The organism is Halomonas sp. CnH100-B, assembly GCF_024124605.1.
In the GTDB taxonomy this organism is placed as follows: Bacteria; Pseudomonadota; Gammaproteobacteria; order Pseudomonadales; family Halomonadaceae; genus Vreelandella.
Genome location: NZ_JAMXRX010000004.1, coordinates 517,375 through 536,632 on the forward strand (window position 1 = coordinate 517,375; position 19,258 = coordinate 536,632).

General features: G+C 57.6%; 15 protein-coding genes. 7 read left to right on the forward strand and 8 right to left on the reverse strand.

Annotated features, from left to right (window positions below; translation table 11 throughout):
* Positions 1 to 75: 75 nt before the first annotated feature.
* On the forward strand, positions 76 to 921 hold the full coding sequence (rlmJ, locus tag NH398_RS12080) for a 23S rRNA (adenine(2030)-N(6))-methyltransferase RlmJ (protein ID WP_253018753.1): 846 nt from the start codon (positions 76 to 78) through the stop codon (positions 919 to 921).
* 19 nt (positions 922 to 940) lie between these two features.
* On the opposite strand, the gene mnmE is transcribed toward rlmJ, so the two are convergent.
* From mnmE to rpmH, 4 genes are all read right to left on the reverse strand, one after another.
* Positions 941 to 2,311, reverse strand: a complete 1,371-nt coding sequence (gene mnmE / locus NH398_RS12085) for a tRNA uridine-5-carboxymethylaminomethyl(34) synthesis GTPase MnmE (protein WP_253018754.1) — start codon at positions 2,309 to 2,311, stop codon at positions 941 to 943.
* Between the two features lie 120 nt (positions 2,312 to 2,431).
* Complete coding sequence (gene yidC / locus NH398_RS12090; protein WP_159343662.1) at positions 2,432 to 4,114, reverse strand: membrane protein insertase YidC; 1,683 nt, start codon at positions 4,112 to 4,114, stop codon at positions 2,432 to 2,434.
* A gap of 115 nt (positions 4,115 to 4,229) precedes the next feature.
* Positions 4,230 to 4,631, reverse strand: a complete 402-nt coding sequence (rnpA, locus tag NH398_RS12095) for a ribonuclease P protein component (RefSeq protein WP_159343663.1) — start codon at positions 4,629 to 4,631, stop codon at positions 4,230 to 4,232.
* A 13-nt stretch (positions 4,632 to 4,644) separates the two neighbouring features.
* Positions 4,645 to 4,779 (reverse strand): 50S ribosomal protein L34, encoded by a 135-nt coding sequence (gene rpmH, locus NH398_RS12100; protein ID WP_009723348.1) that lies wholly within the window; start codon positions 4,777 to 4,779, stop codon positions 4,645 to 4,647.
* A gap of 534 nt (positions 4,780 to 5,313) precedes the next feature.
* On the opposite strand from rpmH, the gene dnaA reads away from it, so the two are divergent.
* The 4 genes from dnaA (at position 5,314) to gyrB (ending at position 11,613) form a co-directional block, all read left to right on the forward strand.
* On the forward strand, positions 5,314 to 6,783 hold the full coding sequence (dnaA, locus tag NH398_RS12105; protein ID WP_159340518.1) for a chromosomal replication initiator protein DnaA: 1,470 nt from the start codon (positions 5,314 to 5,316) through the stop codon (positions 6,781 to 6,783).
* 59 nt (positions 6,784 to 6,842) lie between these two features.
* Positions 6,843 to 7,946: a DNA polymerase III subunit beta gene (gene dnaN, locus NH398_RS12110; protein WP_253018755.1), complete on the forward strand. Its 1,104-nt coding sequence runs from the start codon at positions 6,843 to 6,845 to the stop codon at positions 7,944 to 7,946.
* A 103-nt stretch (positions 7,947 to 8,049) separates the two neighbouring features.
* Positions 8,050 to 9,153, forward strand: a complete 1,104-nt coding sequence (recF, locus tag NH398_RS12115; protein WP_253018756.1) for a DNA replication/repair protein RecF — start codon at positions 8,050 to 8,052, stop codon at positions 9,151 to 9,153.
* A gap of 39 nt (positions 9,154 to 9,192) precedes the next feature.
* A complete protein-coding gene (gene gyrB / locus NH398_RS12120; protein WP_159340521.1) occupies positions 9,193 to 11,613 on the forward strand; it encodes a DNA topoisomerase (ATP-hydrolyzing) subunit B in 2,421 nt (806 codons plus the stop codon).
* 112 nt (positions 11,614 to 11,725) lie between these two features.
* On the opposite strand, the gene gmhB is transcribed toward gyrB, so the two are convergent.
* The 3 genes from gmhB to glyQ form a co-directional block, all read right to left on the reverse strand.
* Complete coding sequence (gmhB, locus tag NH398_RS12125; protein WP_253018757.1) at positions 11,726 to 12,286, reverse strand: D-glycero-beta-D-manno-heptose 1,7-bisphosphate 7-phosphatase; 561 nt, start codon at positions 12,284 to 12,286, stop codon at positions 11,726 to 11,728.
* 167 nt (positions 12,287 to 12,453) lie between these two features.
* The gene (glyS, locus tag NH398_RS12130; RefSeq protein ID WP_253018758.1) at positions 12,454 to 14,520 is read right to left on the reverse strand and encodes a glycine--tRNA ligase subunit beta; all 2,067 of its coding nucleotides are present in this window, start codon (positions 14,518 to 14,520) and stop codon (positions 12,454 to 12,456) included.
* Complete coding sequence (gene glyQ, locus NH398_RS12135; RefSeq protein WP_159340524.1) at positions 14,520 to 15,491, reverse strand: glycine--tRNA ligase subunit alpha; 972 nt, start codon at positions 15,489 to 15,491, stop codon at positions 14,520 to 14,522. The genes glyS and glyQ overlap by 1 nt, the downstream gene beginning before the upstream one ends.
* Positions 15,492 to 15,600: 109 nt before the next feature.
* Here glyQ and rfaD point away from each other — a divergent pair, with 109 nt between their 5' ends.
* Both rfaD and waaF read left to right on the forward strand, forming a co-directional pair.
* The gene (gene rfaD / locus NH398_RS12140) at positions 15,601 to 16,557 is read left to right on the forward strand and encodes an ADP-glyceromanno-heptose 6-epimerase (protein ID WP_159340525.1); all 957 of its coding nucleotides are present in this window, start codon (positions 15,601 to 15,603) and stop codon (positions 16,555 to 16,557) included.
* Positions 16,550 to 17,596 (forward strand): lipopolysaccharide heptosyltransferase II, encoded by a 1,047-nt coding sequence (waaF, locus tag NH398_RS12145; RefSeq protein WP_253018759.1) that lies wholly within the window; start codon positions 16,550 to 16,552, stop codon positions 17,594 to 17,596. Before rfaD ends, waaF begins: the two co-directional genes overlap by 8 nt.
* Here waaF and NH398_RS12150 read toward each other — a convergent pair.
* Entirely contained in the window at positions 17,586 to 19,238 is a 1,653-nt protein-coding gene (locus NH398_RS12150; RefSeq protein WP_159340527.1) for a sulfatase-like hydrolase/transferase, read from the reverse strand. The genes waaF and NH398_RS12150 overlap by 11 nt on opposite strands.
* Positions 19,239 to 19,258 lie beyond the last annotated feature (20 nt).

Sequence of the window (19,258 nt, forward strand, 5' to 3'; positions counted from 1 at the left end):
ATCTCGGCATTGCCGTCCAACGCCCGCTATGCTCACATAGCGGGCTTTTTTTCGTTCAACTGCTAGCGAGCTGCCATGCTGTCGTATCAACACGCCTACCACGCCGGTAACTTTGCCGATGTTCATAAGCATTTAACGCTTTACGCAGTGAGGGATTATTTATTACGTAAAAAATCAGCGATTACATATATTGATACCCATGCAGGTAGAGGGCTCTATCCGCTGGTCACGAAAGAGACCCAGCGGCTTAAGGAGTATCGAGAAGGCGTCGCACCGCTCTGGCAGGCTCGGCAGCAGTTGAGCGATCCCTTACTTGAAAAATGGGTGGCGTCGCTGGAAAGCGTACAGCCACAGTCCACAGAGCTTTCGCACTACCCTGGTTCACCCTGGTGGCTGGCTCAGGGGCTGCGTGAGCAGGACTCACTGCGCCTATTTGAGCTGCACCCTGGTGAGCACGAACATTTGAGCGGGCAAGCGCTGCCCAAACAGGCCCGACGTATTTATGGCGATGGGTTGCTTGGCTTGAAGCAGCTGTTACCGGTGGCGACGCCACGGCTGTGCGTGTTGATAGATCCGAGTTACGAGCGCAAAGTGGAGTATCAAGAGGTCGTCGATGCGGTGGCCTACAGCCTCGAAAAAGCGCGCCACGCCGTGGTGATGATTTGGTACCCGCTGCTGCCCGCCGGGCATCATGACACGTTGCTCAGCGGCCTTGAAGCGAGCGGCATTCGCAAGATTTGGCACAGCGAGCTGCTGTTACGGGCCGCGGCGGAGAGCACGCACGGCATGTATGGAAGCGGCATGGTGGTCATCAATCCGCCCTGGGGGCTGGATGAGCAGCTAGCTGCAGCGATGTCCCAGGTGACACCGCTGCTGGGGAGCGACAGCCGCTACCGCGCCAAATGGCGAGTGGGCGAGTAGTGGTAGTGAGTGGCAGCGGCTATTTGCCGATACAGAAGCTACCAAAAATTTCGCCAAGCAGATCATCGGCGCTAAATTCACCGGTGATCTCTCCCAGCGCTTGCTGTGCGTCTCGCAGGTCTTCGGCGAGAAGCTCGCCAGCGCCGTAGCCATCCAACTGGGCGCGGCCGGTATCGAGGGCAGCCATGGCGCGGTCCAGGGCATCCAGGTGGCGGCGGCGGGCGGAGAAGCGGCCCTCCGTCGTTGCAGAGAACCCCATGACGTCTTTTAAATGCGTTTTCAAACTGTCCACACCCTCTCCGGTTTTCGCAGACAGCCGGACAATGGGCGTGGCTGTGGATAAGTCAATGCCCGGCGCTTCGGCACTGGCATCAATTTTATTACGCACCAGGGTAAGCCTGCTTTGATCGGGGAGGCGCTCCACAAACTCAGGCCAGATGCTCATTGGGTCGGTAGCCGCTGTGGTGGATGCATCCACCATGAGCAGTACTCGGTCGGCCTTTTCGATCTCTTCCCATGCCCGGGCAACACCGATTTTCTCTACCGCATCGGGCGTATCACGCAACCCGGCAGTATCGATGATATGCAGCGGCATGCCGTCTAGGTGAATGTACTCCCTCAGTACGTCACGAGTGGTGCCCGCGATATCCGTCACAATAGCCGTATCCTGCTCGGTCAGCGCGTTCAACAGGCTCGATTTGCCCGCATTGGGGCGCCCTGCGATCACCACGCTCATGCCTTCACGCAGCAGAGCGCCCTGCCCAGCGGCTTTGCGAACGCCAACCAGCGCTTGCTGAACACTCTCCAGATGCGTGGCGACATGGCCATCGGCGAGAAAGTCGATTTCCTCTTCAGGAAAATCGATGGCGGCTTCCACGTAAACGCGCAGTTCGATCAGCCGCTCCACCAGGGCGGAAACCCGCTGTGAGAACTCGCCCTGTAACGAGCGCACGGCATTTTCAGCGGCAGAGCGGGAGGTGGCATCGATCAGGTCGGCAATCGCTTCTGCCTGGGCCAGATCCAGCTTGTCGTTGAGAAAGGCACGTTCTGAGAACTCCCCAGGCCGGGCCAGGCGAGCGCCTAGCTGTAGGCAGCGCTCAAGCAGCATATCCATAATGATGGGGCCGCCGTGGCCTTGAAGCTCCAGCACGTCTTCACCGGTGAAGGAGTGGGGGCCGTTAAACAGGAGCGCGATGCCCTCGTCGATAGTGCCCTCAGCGCCGTGAAACGGACCGTAGTGGGCGTAACGGGGAGCAGGGCAATCACCCAGTATCTCAGCGGCTATCGAGCGGCAGGCGGGGCCTGACACGCGAATGATGCCCACACCGCCACGGCCAGGTGGGGTTGCCAAGGCGGTAATGGTGTCTTGGGTATAGAGTCGGTCGGCCATGACGCTTCCTAAAGACGAAAAAGGGAGAGTGTATCGCGATGGCGCTCATGATGAGCACGTTCGCCCTAAAACGCCAGACCCCCGCAAAGGCGGGGGTCTGGGTGTAGCAGAGGAGAGCGATTACTTGGTTCGCATCCCTTTGCCGACGCTTGGGTCATTCTCGATGCTGCGCGTAATGAAGTACTGCTGCGCCACCGAGATGATGTTGTTGACCACCCAGTAGATGACCAGACCTGCCGGGAACCACAGGAAGAAGAAGGTGAAGATGATCGGCAGCATCTTCATGATCTTCGCCTGCATGGGGTCTGGCGGTGTCGGGTTCAGCATTTGCTGAACGAACATCGAAATACCCATCAGAATCGGCAGGATGAAGTAGGGGTCTTTCACCGAGAGATCCTGGATCCAGAACATGAACGGCGCGTGGCGCAGCTCGACGGATTCCAGCAACATCCAGTACAGGGCGATAAATACCGGCATCTGTACCAGAATCGGCAAACAGCCACCCAGCGGGTTGATCTTCTCTTTCTGGTAGAACTTCATCATCTCTTGAGACATTTTCTGGCGGTCGTCGCCATACATCTCTTTGAGACGCTGCATCTCTGGGCCCAGTTTTCGCATACGCGCCATGGACTTGTAGGCCTTGGCAGACAGCGGGAAGAGCACCAGTTTTACCAGCACGGTCAGCAGAACGATCGACCAGCCCCAGTTACCGACGATGTCGTGGATCTTGTCCAGCAGCCAGAACAGCGGGTTGGCAATGAACCACAGCCAGCCGTAATCCACGGTGAGCTTAAGGTTCGGTGCGACTTGCTCAAGGTAGTCTTGAACCTTCGGACCCATGTAGAGCGTAGCGCTCAGCGTAGCTTCACCCTCGGCGGCGACGCTGCTGGTAGGGCCAGCAAAGGCCACTACGTTACGATCACGAGAATCGGTCGTCACGTAGTAGAGGTTCTGCTGGTTTTGAGCCGGTGCCCAAGCCGATACGAAGTAGTGCTGGATCATCGCGATCCAGCCCCCTTGGGCCTCGCGATTGTCGAAGTTACGGCTTTGAATGGTATCGAAGTCGATCTTTTCGTAGCGTGCTTCCGGCGTAGAGTAGGCCGCCCCTAGATAGGAGTTCATGCCCATGGCCACACCGCTGGACGGATCCGGGCTGTTATCGCGAGCCAATTGGCCAATGAAGCGAGCGGTAACCGGGGCTTCGGTGTTGTTGGCCAAGTAGTAGCTCACGTTCACGGCATAGCTGCCACGATCAAACGTGAGGCGCTTGATGACATCGACGCCATTCACGTCGGCCGTCAAGTCAACGCTGAGCTGCTCTTCGTCATCGCCGAGGCGATATTCGTTACGCTCGGGCGTGAAAGCGATGCGGCTTGCTTGGCCATCCAGCTGCAGGCCAGAGCGGGCGACGTAGCTGCGCGTGGCGTTGTCCGACAGCAGCACGTAGTTGCGGTCGGAATCCAGCGTCAGCTTATGCTGCGGTAAGGCCGCGTAGACGATATCGCCACCGAAGGGGTCGATACGGACATCCAGGACATCCGTGGTGACCGCAATGAAGTCACGGCTAGCGGTGTCGCTCTGCTCGTCGCCAACGCCTTCACTGATGGCGTTATCCGGTGCGGAGGTACTGGGGACGGAAAGATCGTTACTAGCGTTCTCGCTCGCAGGAGTCCCATTGCTGCTTTGGGTGATCTCTGGCGTCGAGTCGTAGGTGGTCTGCCCGTAATCCTGATTCCACTGTACAACCAAAAGGTAGGCAAGCACTGCCAGTGGAATCAGTAATAAAAGTCGTTTTACGTCCATGAGGGTTCTGCCCGATGGGTGGTGAACATGCTAATGGCGCAGTGTCATTTACTCGACCCATGACACACGAAAGCCTGCCAAGCGGCAGGCCGAGGTCGAGCGGCGAGGTGTGTCGTCAAGCGTCACGTGTTACGCCATGAGGCGGGGGAGGTGCAGACACCGCCTGTGCGTCGCGCTGAAGCCGTTTCCACATGCCGTGTAGCTGGCGGGTGAGCGTTTCGTTATCGACATCCTGTACGCCCCGTTTTGCCAATATCACGATATCCACAGAGGGTAGGTGATCCTGACGTAGGCGAACGGATTCCCGAACGAGTCGCTTGAAGCGGTTACGATCCACAGCGAGCTTCACATTTTTCTTGCTGACCACTAGTCCAACGCGGGGGTATCCCCGAGTACTCATGCGCGCTAGCGCCATCATACCTTTGCCATGAACTTTGAGGTCGGCTTGTTCAAACACGTGACTAAAGTCCCCGGCAGTTAGCAAACGTAAGCACCGGGGAAAGCCTTGAGGCGACACACGCAATCCGAGATCAGGCGCTCAGACGCTTGCGGCCTTTGGCACGGCGGCGTGCGATCACGGCGCGACCGTTTTTGGTTGCCATACGAGCACGGAAGCCATGCGCGCGCTTGCGCTTGAGAACGCTGGGTTGAAAAGTGCGTTTCATAACTCGTTATTCCCACGTGGTTTAGGACGGAAAGTGAATTCCAAAAGACCCGGTCCAGTGAGGAACTAGCCGGGGAGTTTCAATTCAAGACCGGAAATTGTAGAGACTTCCCGCGCCGGGTGCAATTTTTCCTTGCATAAAAAGCGTGAAAAAGGCAATAGCGGCGCGGCTTGACGCCCACCACTCGTTTTCATGCATCACACTACTATTACTAATGAAGTTATTTAAAACCTACTGTTATTAATAGTGGGGATACTATTTGTGGATAAGTCATTTTAATATATTTTTATCAACAGTTTGAAGGGATAAAAAATCTGTGCATAAGCATCGAATAACGCGCGAATAAACTGTGAATTTGGTGTGGCCAAGCAGAGACATCTTGCCCAAAAAGAGGCTTGTACCCATGACGTCACCGGGTTTTCCTAAGAGCTTATGGTAAGTTGTCCACAGGCGAAAAAGAGCCGCTAGCCCGTGTGGATAACCGTCTCGTTGGGCGCTACAATGGTCGGCCGTTTTCAACCGATGGTGAGATGAGTGTCACTCGCGCTTTGGCAACAGTGCCTGGACTACCTGCAGGACGAACTGAATTCACAGCAGTTCAATACCTGGATACGTCCGCTGCAGGCAGAAGAAGGAGAGACCAATGAGCTGCGCTTGTTGGCGCCGAATCGTTTTGTGCGCGACTGGGTGAGTGATAAGTACGCCAAGCGTATTAGTGAACTGATGCGCGAGCTGGCGCCCTCCAAGCCTCCCAAAGTCAGCTTGACGGTGGGTAGCCGCCGGGCCGCAGCCCCCGCCCCTCAGCCTCGCGATCTAGGCCATCCGGTGTCAGCTGCACCGGCGCAGCCAGCGTCGCCTGCAGTGCATACGCCGCCCCGGGGAGACATCGCCGACGAGCGTGAAATCGATCAACTGCGTGAAGAGAGCGCCGCCAATCGACGCGGTAATGAGCGTCAGGTTCAAGTCGAAGGCAGCTTGAAGCACAATAGCGGCCTGAATCCCAATTTCACGTTTGATACTTTCGTGGAAGGTAAATCTAACCAGCTGGCCCGTGCGGCGTCCCGCCAGGTGTCGGAAAATCCTGGCGGTGCCTATAACCCGCTGTTTTTATACGGTGGCGTCGGCTTGGGTAAAACGCACTTGATGCACGCTGTGGGCAATGCGCTGGCAGGTCGCCGGGAGAATGCTCGCGTGGTTTATCTCCACTCTGAGCGCTTCGTGGCCGACATGGTGAAGGCGCTACAGCTCAATGCGATCAACGATTTCAAGCGTTTCTACCGCAGCGTCGATGCCCTCCTGATCGATGACATTCAGTTTTTTGCCGGTAAAGAGCGCTCCCAGGAAGAGTTCTTTCATACGTTCAATGCGCTGTTAGAGGGCGGTCAGCAGATGATCCTGACCTCTGACCGCTACCCAAAAGAGATCAGCGGCGTCGAAGAGCGTCTGAAGTCGCGCTTTGGTTGGGGGCTCACCGTCGCCATCGAGCCGCCGGAGCTCGAGACCCGGGTAGCGATTTTGATGAAGAAGGCCGATCAGGCCAAAGTGGACCTGCCTCACGATGCTGCCTTCTTCATTGCCCAGAAGATTCGGTCTAACGTGCGTGAATTGGAAGGCGCGTTGAAAAAAGTCATTGCTGACTCACACTTCATGGGTAAGACCATCACCCAAGATTTTATCCGTGAGTCGTTAAAAGATCTTTTAGCGCTGCAGGATAAGCAGGTGGGGGTGGATAACATTCAGCGCACGGTGGCTGAATATTACAAAATCAAAGTGGCGGATCTGCTTTCCAAGCGGCGTTCACGCTCGGTAGCGCGCCCCCGACAAGTCGCGATGGCGCTGGCGAAAGAGCTCACCAATCATAGCTTGCCAGAAATTGGCGATGCGTTTGGTGGCCGTGATCACACCACCGTGCTGCATGCCTGCCGCAAAGTAAAAGCGTTGCAAGAAGAGAATGCGGATATTCGCGAGGATTACAAAAACCTTCTTCGTCTGCTAACCAGTTAACCTTTTTCGTTTACGCCTGCCAAGCGGCAGGCCTTTCAGGATAGAAAACCGGAGTTTCGATGAAATTTACCATTTCCCGAGAGGCGCTGCTTCGCCCGCTGACTCTGGTGGCGGGCGTAGTAGAACGGCGCCAAACGCTGCCTGTGCTCTCTAACGTACTGATTCAAGTAGAAGGCGACCAGGTCGCCCTGACCGGTACGGACCTAGAAGTTGAACTAGTAGGCCGCACGGTCGCCAGCCAAGTTGACCAAGCGGGCGCTGCTACGGTGCCGGCTAGAAAGCTGATGGATATCTGTAAGTCGCTGCCCGATCAGTCCGACATTCAACTGGCGGTCGAAGAAGGGCGTGCGGTTTTACGTAGCGGTCGTTCGCGCTTTACACTTTCTACACTTCCTGTGGCAGAGTTTCCCAATATCGAAGATGCCGACGGAAGTCAGGAGCTTAGCGTTCCCCGTGGCACGTTAAAGCATTTGATCGAGTCCACCTCCTTTGCCATGGCTCAGCAGGACGTACGTTATTACCTCAACGGCATGCTGCTAGAGATTCAGAGCAACCTGCTGCGCACGGTCGCCACCGACGGGCACCGGTTGGCGATGTGCTCGCGTCCTATCGAGGTCGCGGTCAGCCAATCCCAAAAGCTGATCGTGCCTCGTAAAGGTATTTTGGAGCTGTCCCGTCTTTTGGATGACAGTGACGAGCCGGTTAGTCTGACGCTTGGCGCTACCCATGTACGCGCCCATACGGGAGACTTCACGTTCACGTCGAAGCTGATCGACGGCAAGTTTCCGGACTACGAGCGCGTGGTGCCGCGTAATGGCGACAAAGTACTCATCGCCGAGCGTGCCGAGCTTCGTCAAGTGCTGTCGCGTACCGCCATTCTCTCCAACGAAAAGTACCGCGGGGTGCGCCTCTACTTGGAAGAAGGCAACCTCAAGGTCATGGCCAATAACCCCGAGCAGGAAGAGGCCGAAGAGAACGTCGCCGTGGAGTACAACGGTAGCGCCATGGAAGTGGGGTTCAACGTGGGCTATCTGGTCGATGTGCTCTCCGTGCTGGACGAAGAGCGGGTACAGATGACCCTAGCCGACCCCAACAGCAGTGCGCTGCTGGAAGAGCCAGGCGGTGGCGATGCGCTCTATGTCGTGATGCCGATGCGCCTGTAACGCACGGAAGGGAGTTGAAGAACGGCGCTTCTGGTTGCAGAAGCGCCGTTTTCGCATAGGGCACGTCTGGCGATTTGAACGGTCTTACAAGGTGCATTGACGGATGAGCGTGACACAACTCACTTTTCAGGGGCTGCGTAATTTAGCGCCGGTCACGCTTCATCCCTCATCGCGTATTAACGTGATCCATGGTGTGAACGGCAGCGGAAAGACCAGTCTGCTAGAGGGCATTCATATCCTCGGCATGGGGCGTTCCTTTCGCACTCGCCAGCTCAAAAACGTCATCCAAACGGACGCCCCCTATATGACGCTGCACGGCCGTTTGGCAGGGGATCCCGAGGTGACCCTTGGCGTGAGGCGTATGCGCGCTCAGCGTGAGCTGGAGCTACGCCTGAGGGGAGAGAAGGGCGTGAGGTTAGCCGAACTCGTCGAGGCCATGCCGCTGCAGCTCATCAATCCAGATGCGTTTCGTTTGCTGGAGGGGTCGCCAGCAGGGCGTCGTGAGTTTTTGGATTGGGGTGTGTTTCACGTGAAACACCACTTTCTGGATGCTTGGCGTCGGACCCGGCGTGCGGTGAAACATCGGAATGCGCTTCTCAGGCGTGGTAGAATAGTTCCCAATGAAATAGCGGTTTGGGAGCAAGAGTTAGCACTCTGGGGCGAACAAATGGATGCGCTTCGCCAAGCATGGTTCAGCGAATTTCTCCCCGTGTTCGATAAAACTCTGAAGACGCTATTGCCGCTACCGGGATTAACGTTGCGCTATGCCCGCGGCTGGGACAAGCAGCGCTCGTTGGCAGAGGTGCTGCACGATAGCCGCGATACGGACCAGCAGATGGGGTTTACCCAGCAAGGCCCTCAGCGTGCGGATTTGCGCATCCGGCTGAATAAACAGCCTGCCATTGAGGTGCTTTCCAGAGGCCAGCAGAAGCTCGTGGTGAGTGCATTGAAACTTGCTCAGGGTAGGCTTCTGGAAAGTACCGCACAGCGGCACTGTATCTATTTGATCGACGACTTACCGGCAGAGTTGGATGAGCATCACCGCCGCCAGTTCTGTACGTTACTCGAAGAGATGCAGTGCCAAGCATTTATTACCAGCGTCGAACCCACCGCGCTAAGCGACGTTTGGCAGCCTTCTACAGCCGTCGAGATGTTTCACGTGAAACACTCCGCGCAAGGGCTCAGCCAGTGCCAGCCAGATGGGTAGACGACACGGAACGAGACAGACTTCACGACGGAGTGGTCAATGAGCGAGCAGGCTTACGATTCATCAAGCATCAAGGTGCTCAAAGGGCTAGACGCAGTACGTAAGCGTCCAGGCATGTACATCGGTGACACCGACGACGGCACCGGGCTGCACCACATGGTTTTCGAGCTGGTGGATAACTCCATCGATGAAGCTTTGGCCGGTCACTGTAGCGAAATTCGCGTGGTGATCCACCCGGATGAATCGGTAACCGTGAGCGATAATGGTCGGGGGATTCCAACCGAGCTGCACGAAGGCGAGGGTGTCTCTGCGGCTGAAGTCATTATGACGGTGCTCCACGCGGGCGGTAAGTTCGACGATAACTCTTATAAAGTATCGGGCGGCTTGCACGGTGTGGGTGTATCGGTGGTGAATGCTCTCTCTGAAGAGCTGCGCCTGACGATTTGGCGCCAAGGGGAAGTGTTCGAGCAAATTTACCATCACGGCGTGCCGCAAGCGCCGCTAGGCGTCGTAGGCAAAACGGAAAAAAGCGGTACCCGCGTGCATTTTCGTCCGTCACCGGCGACGTTTGCCAATATCGAATTCCACTACGATATTCTGGCGAAACGCCTGCGCGAGCTCTCCTTCCTCAACTCGGGTGTGGCCATTCGCCTGATGGATGAGCGTAGCGGCAAAGAAGAGCTGTTCCACTATGAGGGTGGCTTGAAGGCATTCGTCGACCACCTGAATAAAAACAAGACTGTCCTCAACCCGGTCTTCCACTTTAATGCCGTGCGCGAGGATGGTGTCGAAGTAGAAGTGGCGATGCAGTGGAGCGATGCCTTTACAGAAAACATCTTCTGCTACACCAACAACATTCCTCAGCGGGATGGCGGTACCCACTTGGCAGGGTTCCGCGCTGCGCTAACGCGGACGCTCAACCACTATATCGAAGCGGAAGGCCTGCTGAAAAAAGCCAAAGTGAACACGTCAGGTGACGATGCGCGCGAAGGCTTGACGGCCATCATATCCGTCAAAGTGCCGGATCCGAAGTTCTCATCGCAAACCAAGGACAAGCTCGTCTCGTCTGAGGTGAAGACAGCGGTGGAGCAGGAGATGGGGCGCTTGTTCGCCGACTACCTGATCGAAAAACCCAACGAAGCCAAAGCCATCGTCAACAAGATGCTGGACGCCGCACGTGCTCGTGAGGCAGCGCGGAAAGCCAGAGACATGACGCGTCGCAAAGGCGCGCTAGATATCGCGGGCTTGCCGGGCAAACTGGCCGACTGCCAAGAGAAAGATCCCAGCCAATCAGAGCTTTACCTGGTGGAGGGTGATTCGGCGGGGGGAAGTGCCAAGCAGGGACGTGACCGTCGTACCCAGGCCATTTTGCCGCTAAAAGGTAAAATCCTGAACGTCGAAAAAGCGCGCTTCGACAAGATGCTCTCCTCCGCCGAAGTGGGGACACTGATTACGGCGCTGGGGTGCGGCATTGGTCGGGAAGAATTCAATCCCGATAAGCTGCGCTACCACTCGGTCATCATCATGACCGACGCCGACGTTGACGGCTCGCACATCAGAACGCTGCTGCTGACGTTCTTTTTCCGCCAGATGCCGGAGCTCATCGAGCGTGGCCACATTTTCATCGCACAGCCGCCGCTTTATAAAATCAAGCGCGGTAAGCAAGAGCTCTATCTGAAGGATGAGCAGGCGATGATCGATTACCTGACCACCACCGCACTGGATGGGGCAGGGCTGCACGTCAATGCAGACGCACCTGGCATTACCGGGTCGCAGTTAGAAGCACTGGTCAATCAGTACCGTAACGTGATGAAGCGTATCGATCGCTTGGCACGGGTGTACCCCATCGAAGTGCTCAAGCAAGCCGTCAATGCGACAGCGTTGCAGGGTGAGGGCAGCTTGAAAGATCGCGTCACCATGGAAAACTGGATTGCCGAGCTGCAAAAAGCCATGGACGACATGGTGGCCTATGAAGGCGGCCCACGCTATCAGTTCTACCTGCAAGAAGACACCGAGCGTGGCCTGCATCTACCGGCGGTATCGCTGATTGCCCACGGCGTCACCACGGAATATGTGTGGGGCCTGGACTTCTTCGAAAGCGCCGATTACCGCGCCATGGCAGGCTTAGGGGAAACCCTCAACGGCTTGCTGGATGAGGGTGCCTATATCGCCCGTGGTGAGCGCCAGAAGCCCGTTGCACACTTCTCTGAAGTGCTGACGTGGCTGATGCAGGAAGGCCAGCGTGGCCTCTCTGTGCAGCGCTATAAAGGGCTAGGTGAGATGAACCCGGATCAGCTATGGGAAACCACCATGGATCCGGATAGCCGTCGTATGCTGCGGGTTACCATCGAAGATGCGGTAGCGGCAGATATGATGTTCAACACCCTGATGGGTGACGAAGTGGAGCCGCGTCGCGACTTTATCGAAACCAACGCGCTCGTCGCTAACCTCGATATCTAAAAAGTCTCTTCAATGTGTTTCACGTGAAACATTGAAAAGTAAAAACCGCAGGCGCTTCGCCTGCGGTTTTTTTATGGGTGGTTAGGACCAGCGTGAAAATCGCATCAAAAGGTTAGTCCAAGGCCTCTGATAATAGGTCGTCTACAAAGGCAGCCAGGTCTGCGTAGACCAGTGCGTGCTCCAGTCCGTCCCCTTTGGCGAGTGTCTTTTCCCCTTTACCCGTTTTCACGAGAACGCTACGGCAGCCCATCACTTCCCCCGCCTGCAGGTCGCGAAGACTATCGCCCACCATCCAACTGCCTGTCAGATTGGAGAGCGTCAGCTTGTCACGTATTTCGGTCAACAGCCCGGGCAGCGGTTTACGGCAGCCACACTGATCGTCTGGCCCGTGAGGGCAGTAAGCGATATGTGCTATCTGTCCGCCTTGTGCCTCCACCAGAGTATGCAAACGCTCGTGCATGGCACTTAGCGTGGCGTCATCGTAGTAGCCACGGGCGATGCCGGATTGATTAGTAGCCACTGCCACGGTAAAGCCTGCCTGGGTAAGGCGGGCAATCGCGCTTATGGCAGAAGGGTAGGGGATCCATTCATCCAGTGATTTGATATAGGCATCCGAGTCGTGATTAATCACGCCATCGCGGTCCAGTATCACAAGTTGCTGCGCGGTGATCATAAGGCTCTCTTCTGCGAAAACGTCTCTGCGTAGGGTAAGCTCTGGTGTACGAATGAGCGAGTGTTTCACGTGAAACATTCATGCGTTCAATAAAAAGCCCGGCTTATCAAAAGCCGGGCTATCGGTTGCGCCTCTGGGACCGTCGGCGCTCTCAAACATTCACGGTGTTACTGGGGTAGCTGAGAGATATCGGCCACTTCCAGGAACAGCGCTTGCAGGCTGGCCAGCAGAGCAAGGCGGTTACGACGAATGGCATCGTCATCCGCCATGACCATGACCTGATCAAAGAAGGCATCGACCGGCTCACGCAGCGTGGCAAGCGCGTCTAGCGCTTGCTGGTAATCGCCTGCTGCGAACAGCGGAGCCACCTGCTGCTGGCTAGCCGTGACGGCTTCAAACAGGGCCTTTTCCGCGGCTTCTTGAAGAAGCGAGGCGTCTACCTGCGTGCTGCCGTCGTGTTCCTGTTTGCTCAAGATGTTGGAAACACGCTTGTTCGCAGCGGCTAGTGCCGCGGCTTCTTCACGCTGGGCGAAGGCTTTCACGGCGCGTAATCGGCGCGCAAAATCCAGCGGATTGGTGACCGGGCGAGCACGAACCGCGAGATACATCTCGGCAGAGATACCCTCTTCCTGACCCCAAGCGCGGAAGCGGTCGAGCATGTACGTCAACACGTCGTCTACCAGGCCATCAGCTTTAGGGAGATTCTGGTGCTGATCAGCCGCCACTTGCAGCAGTTCACGCAAGTCGAGGTTCAGCTCGCCTTTCACCAGAATGTTCAGCACGCCAATGGAGGCGCGGCGAAGGGCGAAGGGGTCTTTTGCGCCCGTGGGGCGCTGGCCGATACCGAAGATGCCCACCAGGGTATCCAAACGATCTGCTAGCGCCAGCGCCTGTCCGGCGAGGCTTTGCGGAATCGCATCGCTGGCAAAGCGGGGCAGGTATTGCTCTTCTAACGCTTGGGCAACTTCCGCAGGCTCGCCATCCTGCTCGGCGTAGTAACGACCCATGATGCCCTGCAGCTCTGGGAATTCGAGCACCATCTCAGTGACGAGGTCACATTTTGCCAGTGCCACGGCACGCTGCGCGTGGGCCACATCGCCGTGAATGCGCTCGGCGATAAAGGTTGCAATGGCCGTGCTACGGCGGGCTTTGTCCGCCAGCGTGCCCAGCTGCTGCTGGAAGACCACGCTTTCTAATTGCGGAATGCGCGAGGCCAGGGTCTGTTTACGGTCGGTATCGTAGAAGAAGGCCGCATCCGCCAAACGCGGACGAATGACCTTTTCGTTACCGGAGATCACCTGATCAGGGTCTTGGCTCTCGATATTCGAGATGGTGATGAACAACGGCTTCAGCTTGCCCTGGTCATCGAGCAGGTGGAAGTACTTCTGGTTGGCCTTCATGGAGGAGATCAGACACTCCGCGGGCACTTTCAAAAAGCGCTCGTCGAAGCTGCCGGTCAGTGCGACGGGCCACTCTACCAAGCCGCTGACCTCGACCAGCAGGTCTTCGTCGATGACGGCGTTGGCTTCTTGAACTTCGGCCTCGGCAAGCACCTGTTCACGAATACGCTCCCGGCGCTGCTGGCGGTCGGCCAGTACGTAGGCGTTTTCCAGTGCTGATAGATAGTCGTCGGCGTGTTCGAGCTGAAGGGCATCCGGCGCGTGGAAGCGATGGCCGTAAGTGGTACGGCTGGCTTGAAGCCCCAGGGCCTCGGCCGCAATCACCTCGTTGCCATACAGCGCCACCAGCCAGTGAACCGGGCGGGAGAACTCGACGCGGGACGCGCCCCAGCGCATGTTCTTGGGCACCGGCAGCGACTGGAGCGTTTTACGTACCATCTCAGGCAGCAGCGCCTGTACGCTGTCACCCTGCTGCTGTTCGCGGTAGCCAAGCCAGGTGCCTTTATCGGTTTCCAGGTGAATCAGGTCATCCACGCTGACGCCGCAGGAGCGGGCAAAGCCTTCTGCTGCTTTGGTGGGGGCGCCGTCTTTAAATGCGGCGGCCAGGGCGGGACCGCGGCGCTCTACTTCGCGGTCTGGCTGCTTGTCGGCAAGCCGGGTAACTTTCACGGCTAGGCGGCGCGGCGTGGCGTAGGCAGTCACCGCATCGAAGGGAATCTCAGCGTCTTGCAGGCCTTTTTCAATGCCAGCAGCAAACGCGTCTGAGAGCGCGTCCAGCGCGGTGGGTGGAAGCTCTTCTGCGCCCAGTTCTAATAAAAGCGTATCAAAGGCCATTATGCGTCTCCCTGCTCGGCGAGCTCTTCTTGTAACAGTTCACGGCGTAATGCTTCCGATGCCATGGGGAAGCCTGCTGCTTTACGAGACTCGAAGTAGGCGGTAGCAACATCACGCGCCATGGTGCGTACGCGCAGAATGAAGCGCTGACGCTCGGTTACGGAAATGGCGTGGCGGGCATCCAATAGGTTGAACGTATGAGACGCTTTGAGCACTTGCTCGTAAGCGGGCAGCGGCAGGCTCGCAGCCAACAGTTTGCTGCACTCTTTTTCCTGGTGATCAAACGCCGCGAAGAGCTGATCCACATCGGCGTGCTCGAAGTTATACGCCGACTGTTCGCGCTCGTTTTGCAGGTAGACATCGCCGTAGCTGACTTTGCTGCCGTCCGGCGCGATGGCCCATACCAAGTCGTAAACGCTATCGACGTTCTGCAGGTACATGGCGATACGCTCGAGCCCGTAGGTCAGCTCGCCGGTGACGGGGTAGCACTCGATGCCGCCCGCCTGCTGGAAGTAGGTGAACTGCGTCACTTCCATGCCGTTGAGCCATACTTCCCAGCCAAGGCCCCAGGCACCCAAGGTGGGGGATTCCCAGTTGTCTTCCACGAAGCGCACGTCGTGAATCAGCGGGTCGAGCCCTAAACGCTTCAACGATCCCAGGTAAAGATCCTGCAGGTTACTGGGGGAGGGCTTCATCACCACCTGAAACTGGTAGTAGTGCTGCAGGCGGTTGGGGTTTTCGCCGTAGCGGCCGTCGGTTGGGCGGCGGGAAGGCTGAACGTAGGCAGCGTTCCAGGTTTCTGGACCAATCGCCCGCAGGAAGGTGGCGGGGTGGAAGGTGCCCGCGCCGACTTCCATATCGAGGGGCTGAAGGATGACGCAGCCCTGTTCTGCCCAGTACTGTTGCAGAGCAAGGATCAAGCCTTGAAAGGTCGACACATCGGGTGTCGATTGGTTTGTCGAGACACTCATCGCGGAAAGCACCGTTGGCCATGAATTCATAAGCCGTCAAGTATACAATCACAGGCAGATGGGTTATAGGCACGTTAGCCAAAGAGCCGCTTTTGGTAAGGAGAACGAGATGATCGTTGTAACAGGCGGGGCCGGGTTCATCGGCGCCAATATTGTCAAAGCGCTAAATGCTCGTGGCCGTGATGATGTGATGGTGGTCGACGACCTGCGCGATGGCACCAAATTCGTCAATTTGGCGGACTGCACACTCGCTGACTACTTGGATAAAGATGATTTCATCGCCCGCGTGAAAGCCGCGCTGCGTGGTGAAACGGTGGATTTGCCCACCATCGATGCGATTTTCCATGAAGGTGCTTGCTCGGATACGACCGAGTGGGACGGCCACTACATGATGGAAAATAACTTCGAGTACTCCAAAGTGCTGCTCAACTACTGTGAAAAACTGGGCATTCCTTTTCTGTACGCATCGTCGGCAGCGACCTACGGCGGCAGCGAGGTGTTCAAGGAAGCGCCGGAGCATGAAAAGCCGCTCAACGTGTACGGCTACTCTAAGCTGCTGTTCGATCAGCACGTACGCTCGCGCTGGAACGAGCTGACCACCCAGGTGGTGGGCTTCCGCTACTTCAACGTTTACGGGCCGCGAGAGCAGCATAAAGGCAAGATGGCCAGCGTGGCGTACCACAACCACCTGCAGATCCGTAACGGCGAAACGCTGAAGCTGTTCGGTGCTTACGGCGGCTACGAGGCGGGCATGCAGAGCCGCGACTTCGTCTACGTGGGCGATGTGGTCGATGTAAATCTCTGGTTCCTGGATAACCCCAGTGCGTCGGGTATCTTCAATCTGGGCACTGGCCGCGCCGAGCCGTTCAAGGCCATTGGCGAGGCGGTCATCGACTTCTATGGCCAGGGCGAAATCGACTACATTCCGTTTCCTCAAGAGCTGAAAGGGCGCTACCAGAGCTACACCCGCGCTGACATTAGCAACCTGCGTGCGGCAGGCTGCGACGTGGAATTCAAAACCGTTGCCCAGGGCGTGAAAGCGTACTTGGAGTGGTTGAATGGCTAACTCTGCCAAGCGTCTGCTGGTCGTAGGGCCTTCCTGGGTCGGTGATATGGTCATGGCCCAAAGCCTATTCATGACCTTAAAAGCGCGCTACCCAGGTGCCACGCTGGGAGTAGTTGCCCCCGGCTGGTCACAGCCGATTCTCGAGCGTATGCCGCAGGTGGATGAAGTGCTGCCATTGGCAGTGAGCCACGGAGAGTTTGGACTGGCCAGCCGCCGGGAGCTGGCGGCCCGGCTACGGGGCCGTTTTGATCGTGCCATCGTGCTGCCACGCTCCTGGAAAGCAGCGCTGGTGCCGTTCATGGCGCGTATCCCCGAACGCGTGGGCTTCTTAGGCGAGCACCGCTACGGCTTGCTAAAAGAGCGTCGAAAACTCGACAAGCAGGTGCTGGATCAAACCGTCAAACGGTTTGTATCGCTGGGGCTGCCGTTGGAAGAGGCACAAAGCGGGCAGTTCACGATACCCAAGCCACGGCTCACCATCGACCGCGATAATTTGGTGAACTTGCGCCTGTCCCATGCGCTCTCCTCTCGTCCTGCCATTGGCATGATGCCTGGCGCAGAGTATGGCCCCGCCAAACAGTGGCCGTTGGCGTACTTTCACCAACTGGCTGCCAAATTGATCAAGGAAGGCTTCGAGGTTCGAGTGCTGGGCGGGGCGAAAGATCATGCGGCAGGGCAGACCATCGTCAAGGGCCTGCCGCATGCGCATAATCTGTGCGGAAAGACCCAGCTGGCCGATGCCGTGGATTTGCTCGCCGATTGTCGTCAAGTGGTCACGAACGATTCGGGCCTGATGCACGTGGCAGCGGCGGTAGGCGTGCGCATCCATGCGCTGTATGGCTCGTCATCGCCCGCTTATACGCCGCCGCTGACGAGCAACGCCGAGATCCACTATCTGGGCCTCTCCTGTTCGCCATGCTTTCAGCGCACGTGCCCGTTGGGCCATACGAACTGCTTGAACGAGTTAGACGTGGAGCGGGTATATCAGGCAATGCGAGCCGATCGCCATAACGCCAGCGGTGTCATCGTTAGCGCATGATCTCCATTTCATTGGCTTGGTCGGCAGGGGTTTCGGTGACTTGGTCAATGGCGTTCTCGTCAGGCTCGCGCCGTTGGGGCGTGAGTCCATCCCATAGGCGATGTTGCAGCGCGGTTTCCTCTCGTAGGCGCTCGTTTAGCGCTTGCAGTCCATGAATCTCGACCAGCGTAGGCTGGCTGCTGAGCAGCGAAGCGCCTAGCCCTGCGCGATGTTCCTCCAGCGGTAGCCCCATGGCGTCGAGGATCGTGGGGAAGACATCGAGCATGGTCGCGCCTCGGCGCACTCGCTGCGGGCGTATACCGTCGCCCAGCATGATGAGCGTATTGTCACGATCCAGCGCGGTGAGCTGATCCCACACCGATACGCGCATGGTGAGATGATCGCTGAGCACCACGACCAGCGTATTCTCCAATAGCCCCTCTTGTTCCAAACGCTCGATGAAGTCTCGGGCTTGGCGTGCAGAGCACTTCACCGAGTAGAGAATGTCCTGACCATCGAACGGGCCCTGGCGGTCCAGGCAGGTTTGCGAGGGAAAGCCGCTGGGCGCATGGCCCGCGATGCTTAAATTCACCACCGCCCAGGGGCCGTCGTCCTCGTCGCTCAAGCGGCGAATCTCGTCGGCGGTCACGTCGTATAGTGTGTCGTCATACAGCCCCCAGCTATTCACATACTCGGGGTCGTCGAGTTCAGGCAGCAACTCCTCTTTGCCTTTTACGGTATCGAACTGGTGACCGCGATAGAAAAGGCCCTTGCCGGCAAACTGGGTGCTGGCCCCCCCAAAAAAGCTGAGCCGATAGCCCTGTCCGGCCAGCACGTCTCCTAGGCAGTCAACGCCGGGCACCACCTGATTGAGTGGCTCGAACTGACTATCGTGTAGCAGGCCTGCGGGCATGAGCGGCACGCCGCACTGGCTAGCAATCATTCCGGCCATGGTCCAACCGGTGTTCTCCATCTGATGAATCCCCTCAAACACCAGTCCGCGCTCGCCCAGCGCGGTCAAATCCGCGTACGCGTCGCCAAACAGCTCGTTGCTGTAGGTGCGCTCCATGCTTTCCAAATACATCAGCAGCAGGTTGGGGGAATCGGGCTGGTCGCTGGTTAGAGGAGCCACGTAGCGGCGGTCGAGCCACGCGCCGTCGTCCGTGACGATGGCAGCGCTGCGCTGACCGATGCCATAAAGCAGTGGATTGGCCGCCAGCAGCGCGATGGCGAAGAAGCGCTCGGTCAATCGCCAGCGCTGGTCGTGACGCGATAGCCACGTCACCGACACGAGGACGGCCAAGACCGTCACGGTATAGGTAAGCGCCAACAGCATTTTACCCGCACCGCCGTGCTCCGCCATGCCCGCCTGCAGGTGAAAAAACACCGCACCCAGGTCGACGTTGCCAAAGCTGTCCGCTAAATAGACGTAGATGCTGAATAAGCTAAGGGGCGCCAGCGACCACGGCCACATGGGGCGGTAGCGCGCATTGAGCGGAGCGCCCCAGCGCAGCTTGATACCTATGCCAATCCATACCGCCGCTATCAAAAAAAGCGTCCACCAGGGCAGGCGCGTCAGTACGGTAACGGCATAGCCAAGGCTAAGACCCATCACGACCAGCGGCAGCCAGGGGGTAAGTTTGAGTGACCTTGAGGCGGACATCCTGTATTCCTTTTCAGAAC

Bases quoted from the DNA above. Each gene is read 5' to 3' on its own strand.
- rlmJ (WP_253018753.1), top strand. From the start codon at position 76: ATGCTGTCGTATCAACACGCCTACCACGCCGGTAACTTTGCCGATGTT.
- mnmE (WP_253018754.1), bottom strand. From the start codon at position 2,311: ATGGCCGACCGACTCTATACCCAAGACACCATTACCGCCTTGGCAACC.
- yidC (WP_159343662.1), bottom strand. From the start codon at position 4,114: ATGGACGTAAAACGACTTTTATTACTGATTCCACTGGCAGTGCTTGCC.
- rpmH (WP_009723348.1), bottom strand. From the start codon at position 4,779: ATGAAACGCACTTTTCAACCCAGCGTTCTCAAGCGCAAGCGCGCGCAT.
- dnaN (WP_253018755.1), top strand. From the start codon at position 6,843: ATGAAATTTACCATTTCCCGAGAGGCGCTGCTTCGCCCGCTGACTCTG.
- recF (WP_253018756.1), top strand. From the start codon at position 8,050: ATGAGCGTGACACAACTCACTTTTCAGGGGCTGCGTAATTTAGCGCCG.
- gyrB (WP_159340521.1), top strand. From the start codon at position 9,193: ATGAGCGAGCAGGCTTACGATTCATCAAGCATCAAGGTGCTCAAAGGG.
- gmhB (WP_253018757.1), bottom strand. From the start codon at position 12,286: ATGATCACCGCGCAGCAACTTGTGATACTGGACCGCGATGGCGTGATT.
- glyS (WP_253018758.1), bottom strand. From the start codon at position 14,520: ATGGCCTTTGATACGCTTTTATTAGAACTGGGCGCAGAAGAGCTTCCA.
- glyQ (WP_159340524.1), bottom strand. From the start codon at position 15,491: ATGAGTGTCTCGACAAACCAATCGACACCCGATGTGTCGACCTTTCAA.
- rfaD (WP_159340525.1), top strand. From the start codon at position 15,601: ATGATCGTTGTAACAGGCGGGGCCGGGTTCATCGGCGCCAATATTGTC.
- waaF (WP_253018759.1), top strand. From the start codon at position 16,550: ATGGCTAACTCTGCCAAGCGTCTGCTGGTCGTAGGGCCTTCCTGGGTC.
- NH398_RS12150 (WP_159340527.1), bottom strand. From the start codon at position 19,238: ATGTCCGCCTCAAGGTCACTCAAACTTACCCCCTGGCTGCCGCTGGTC.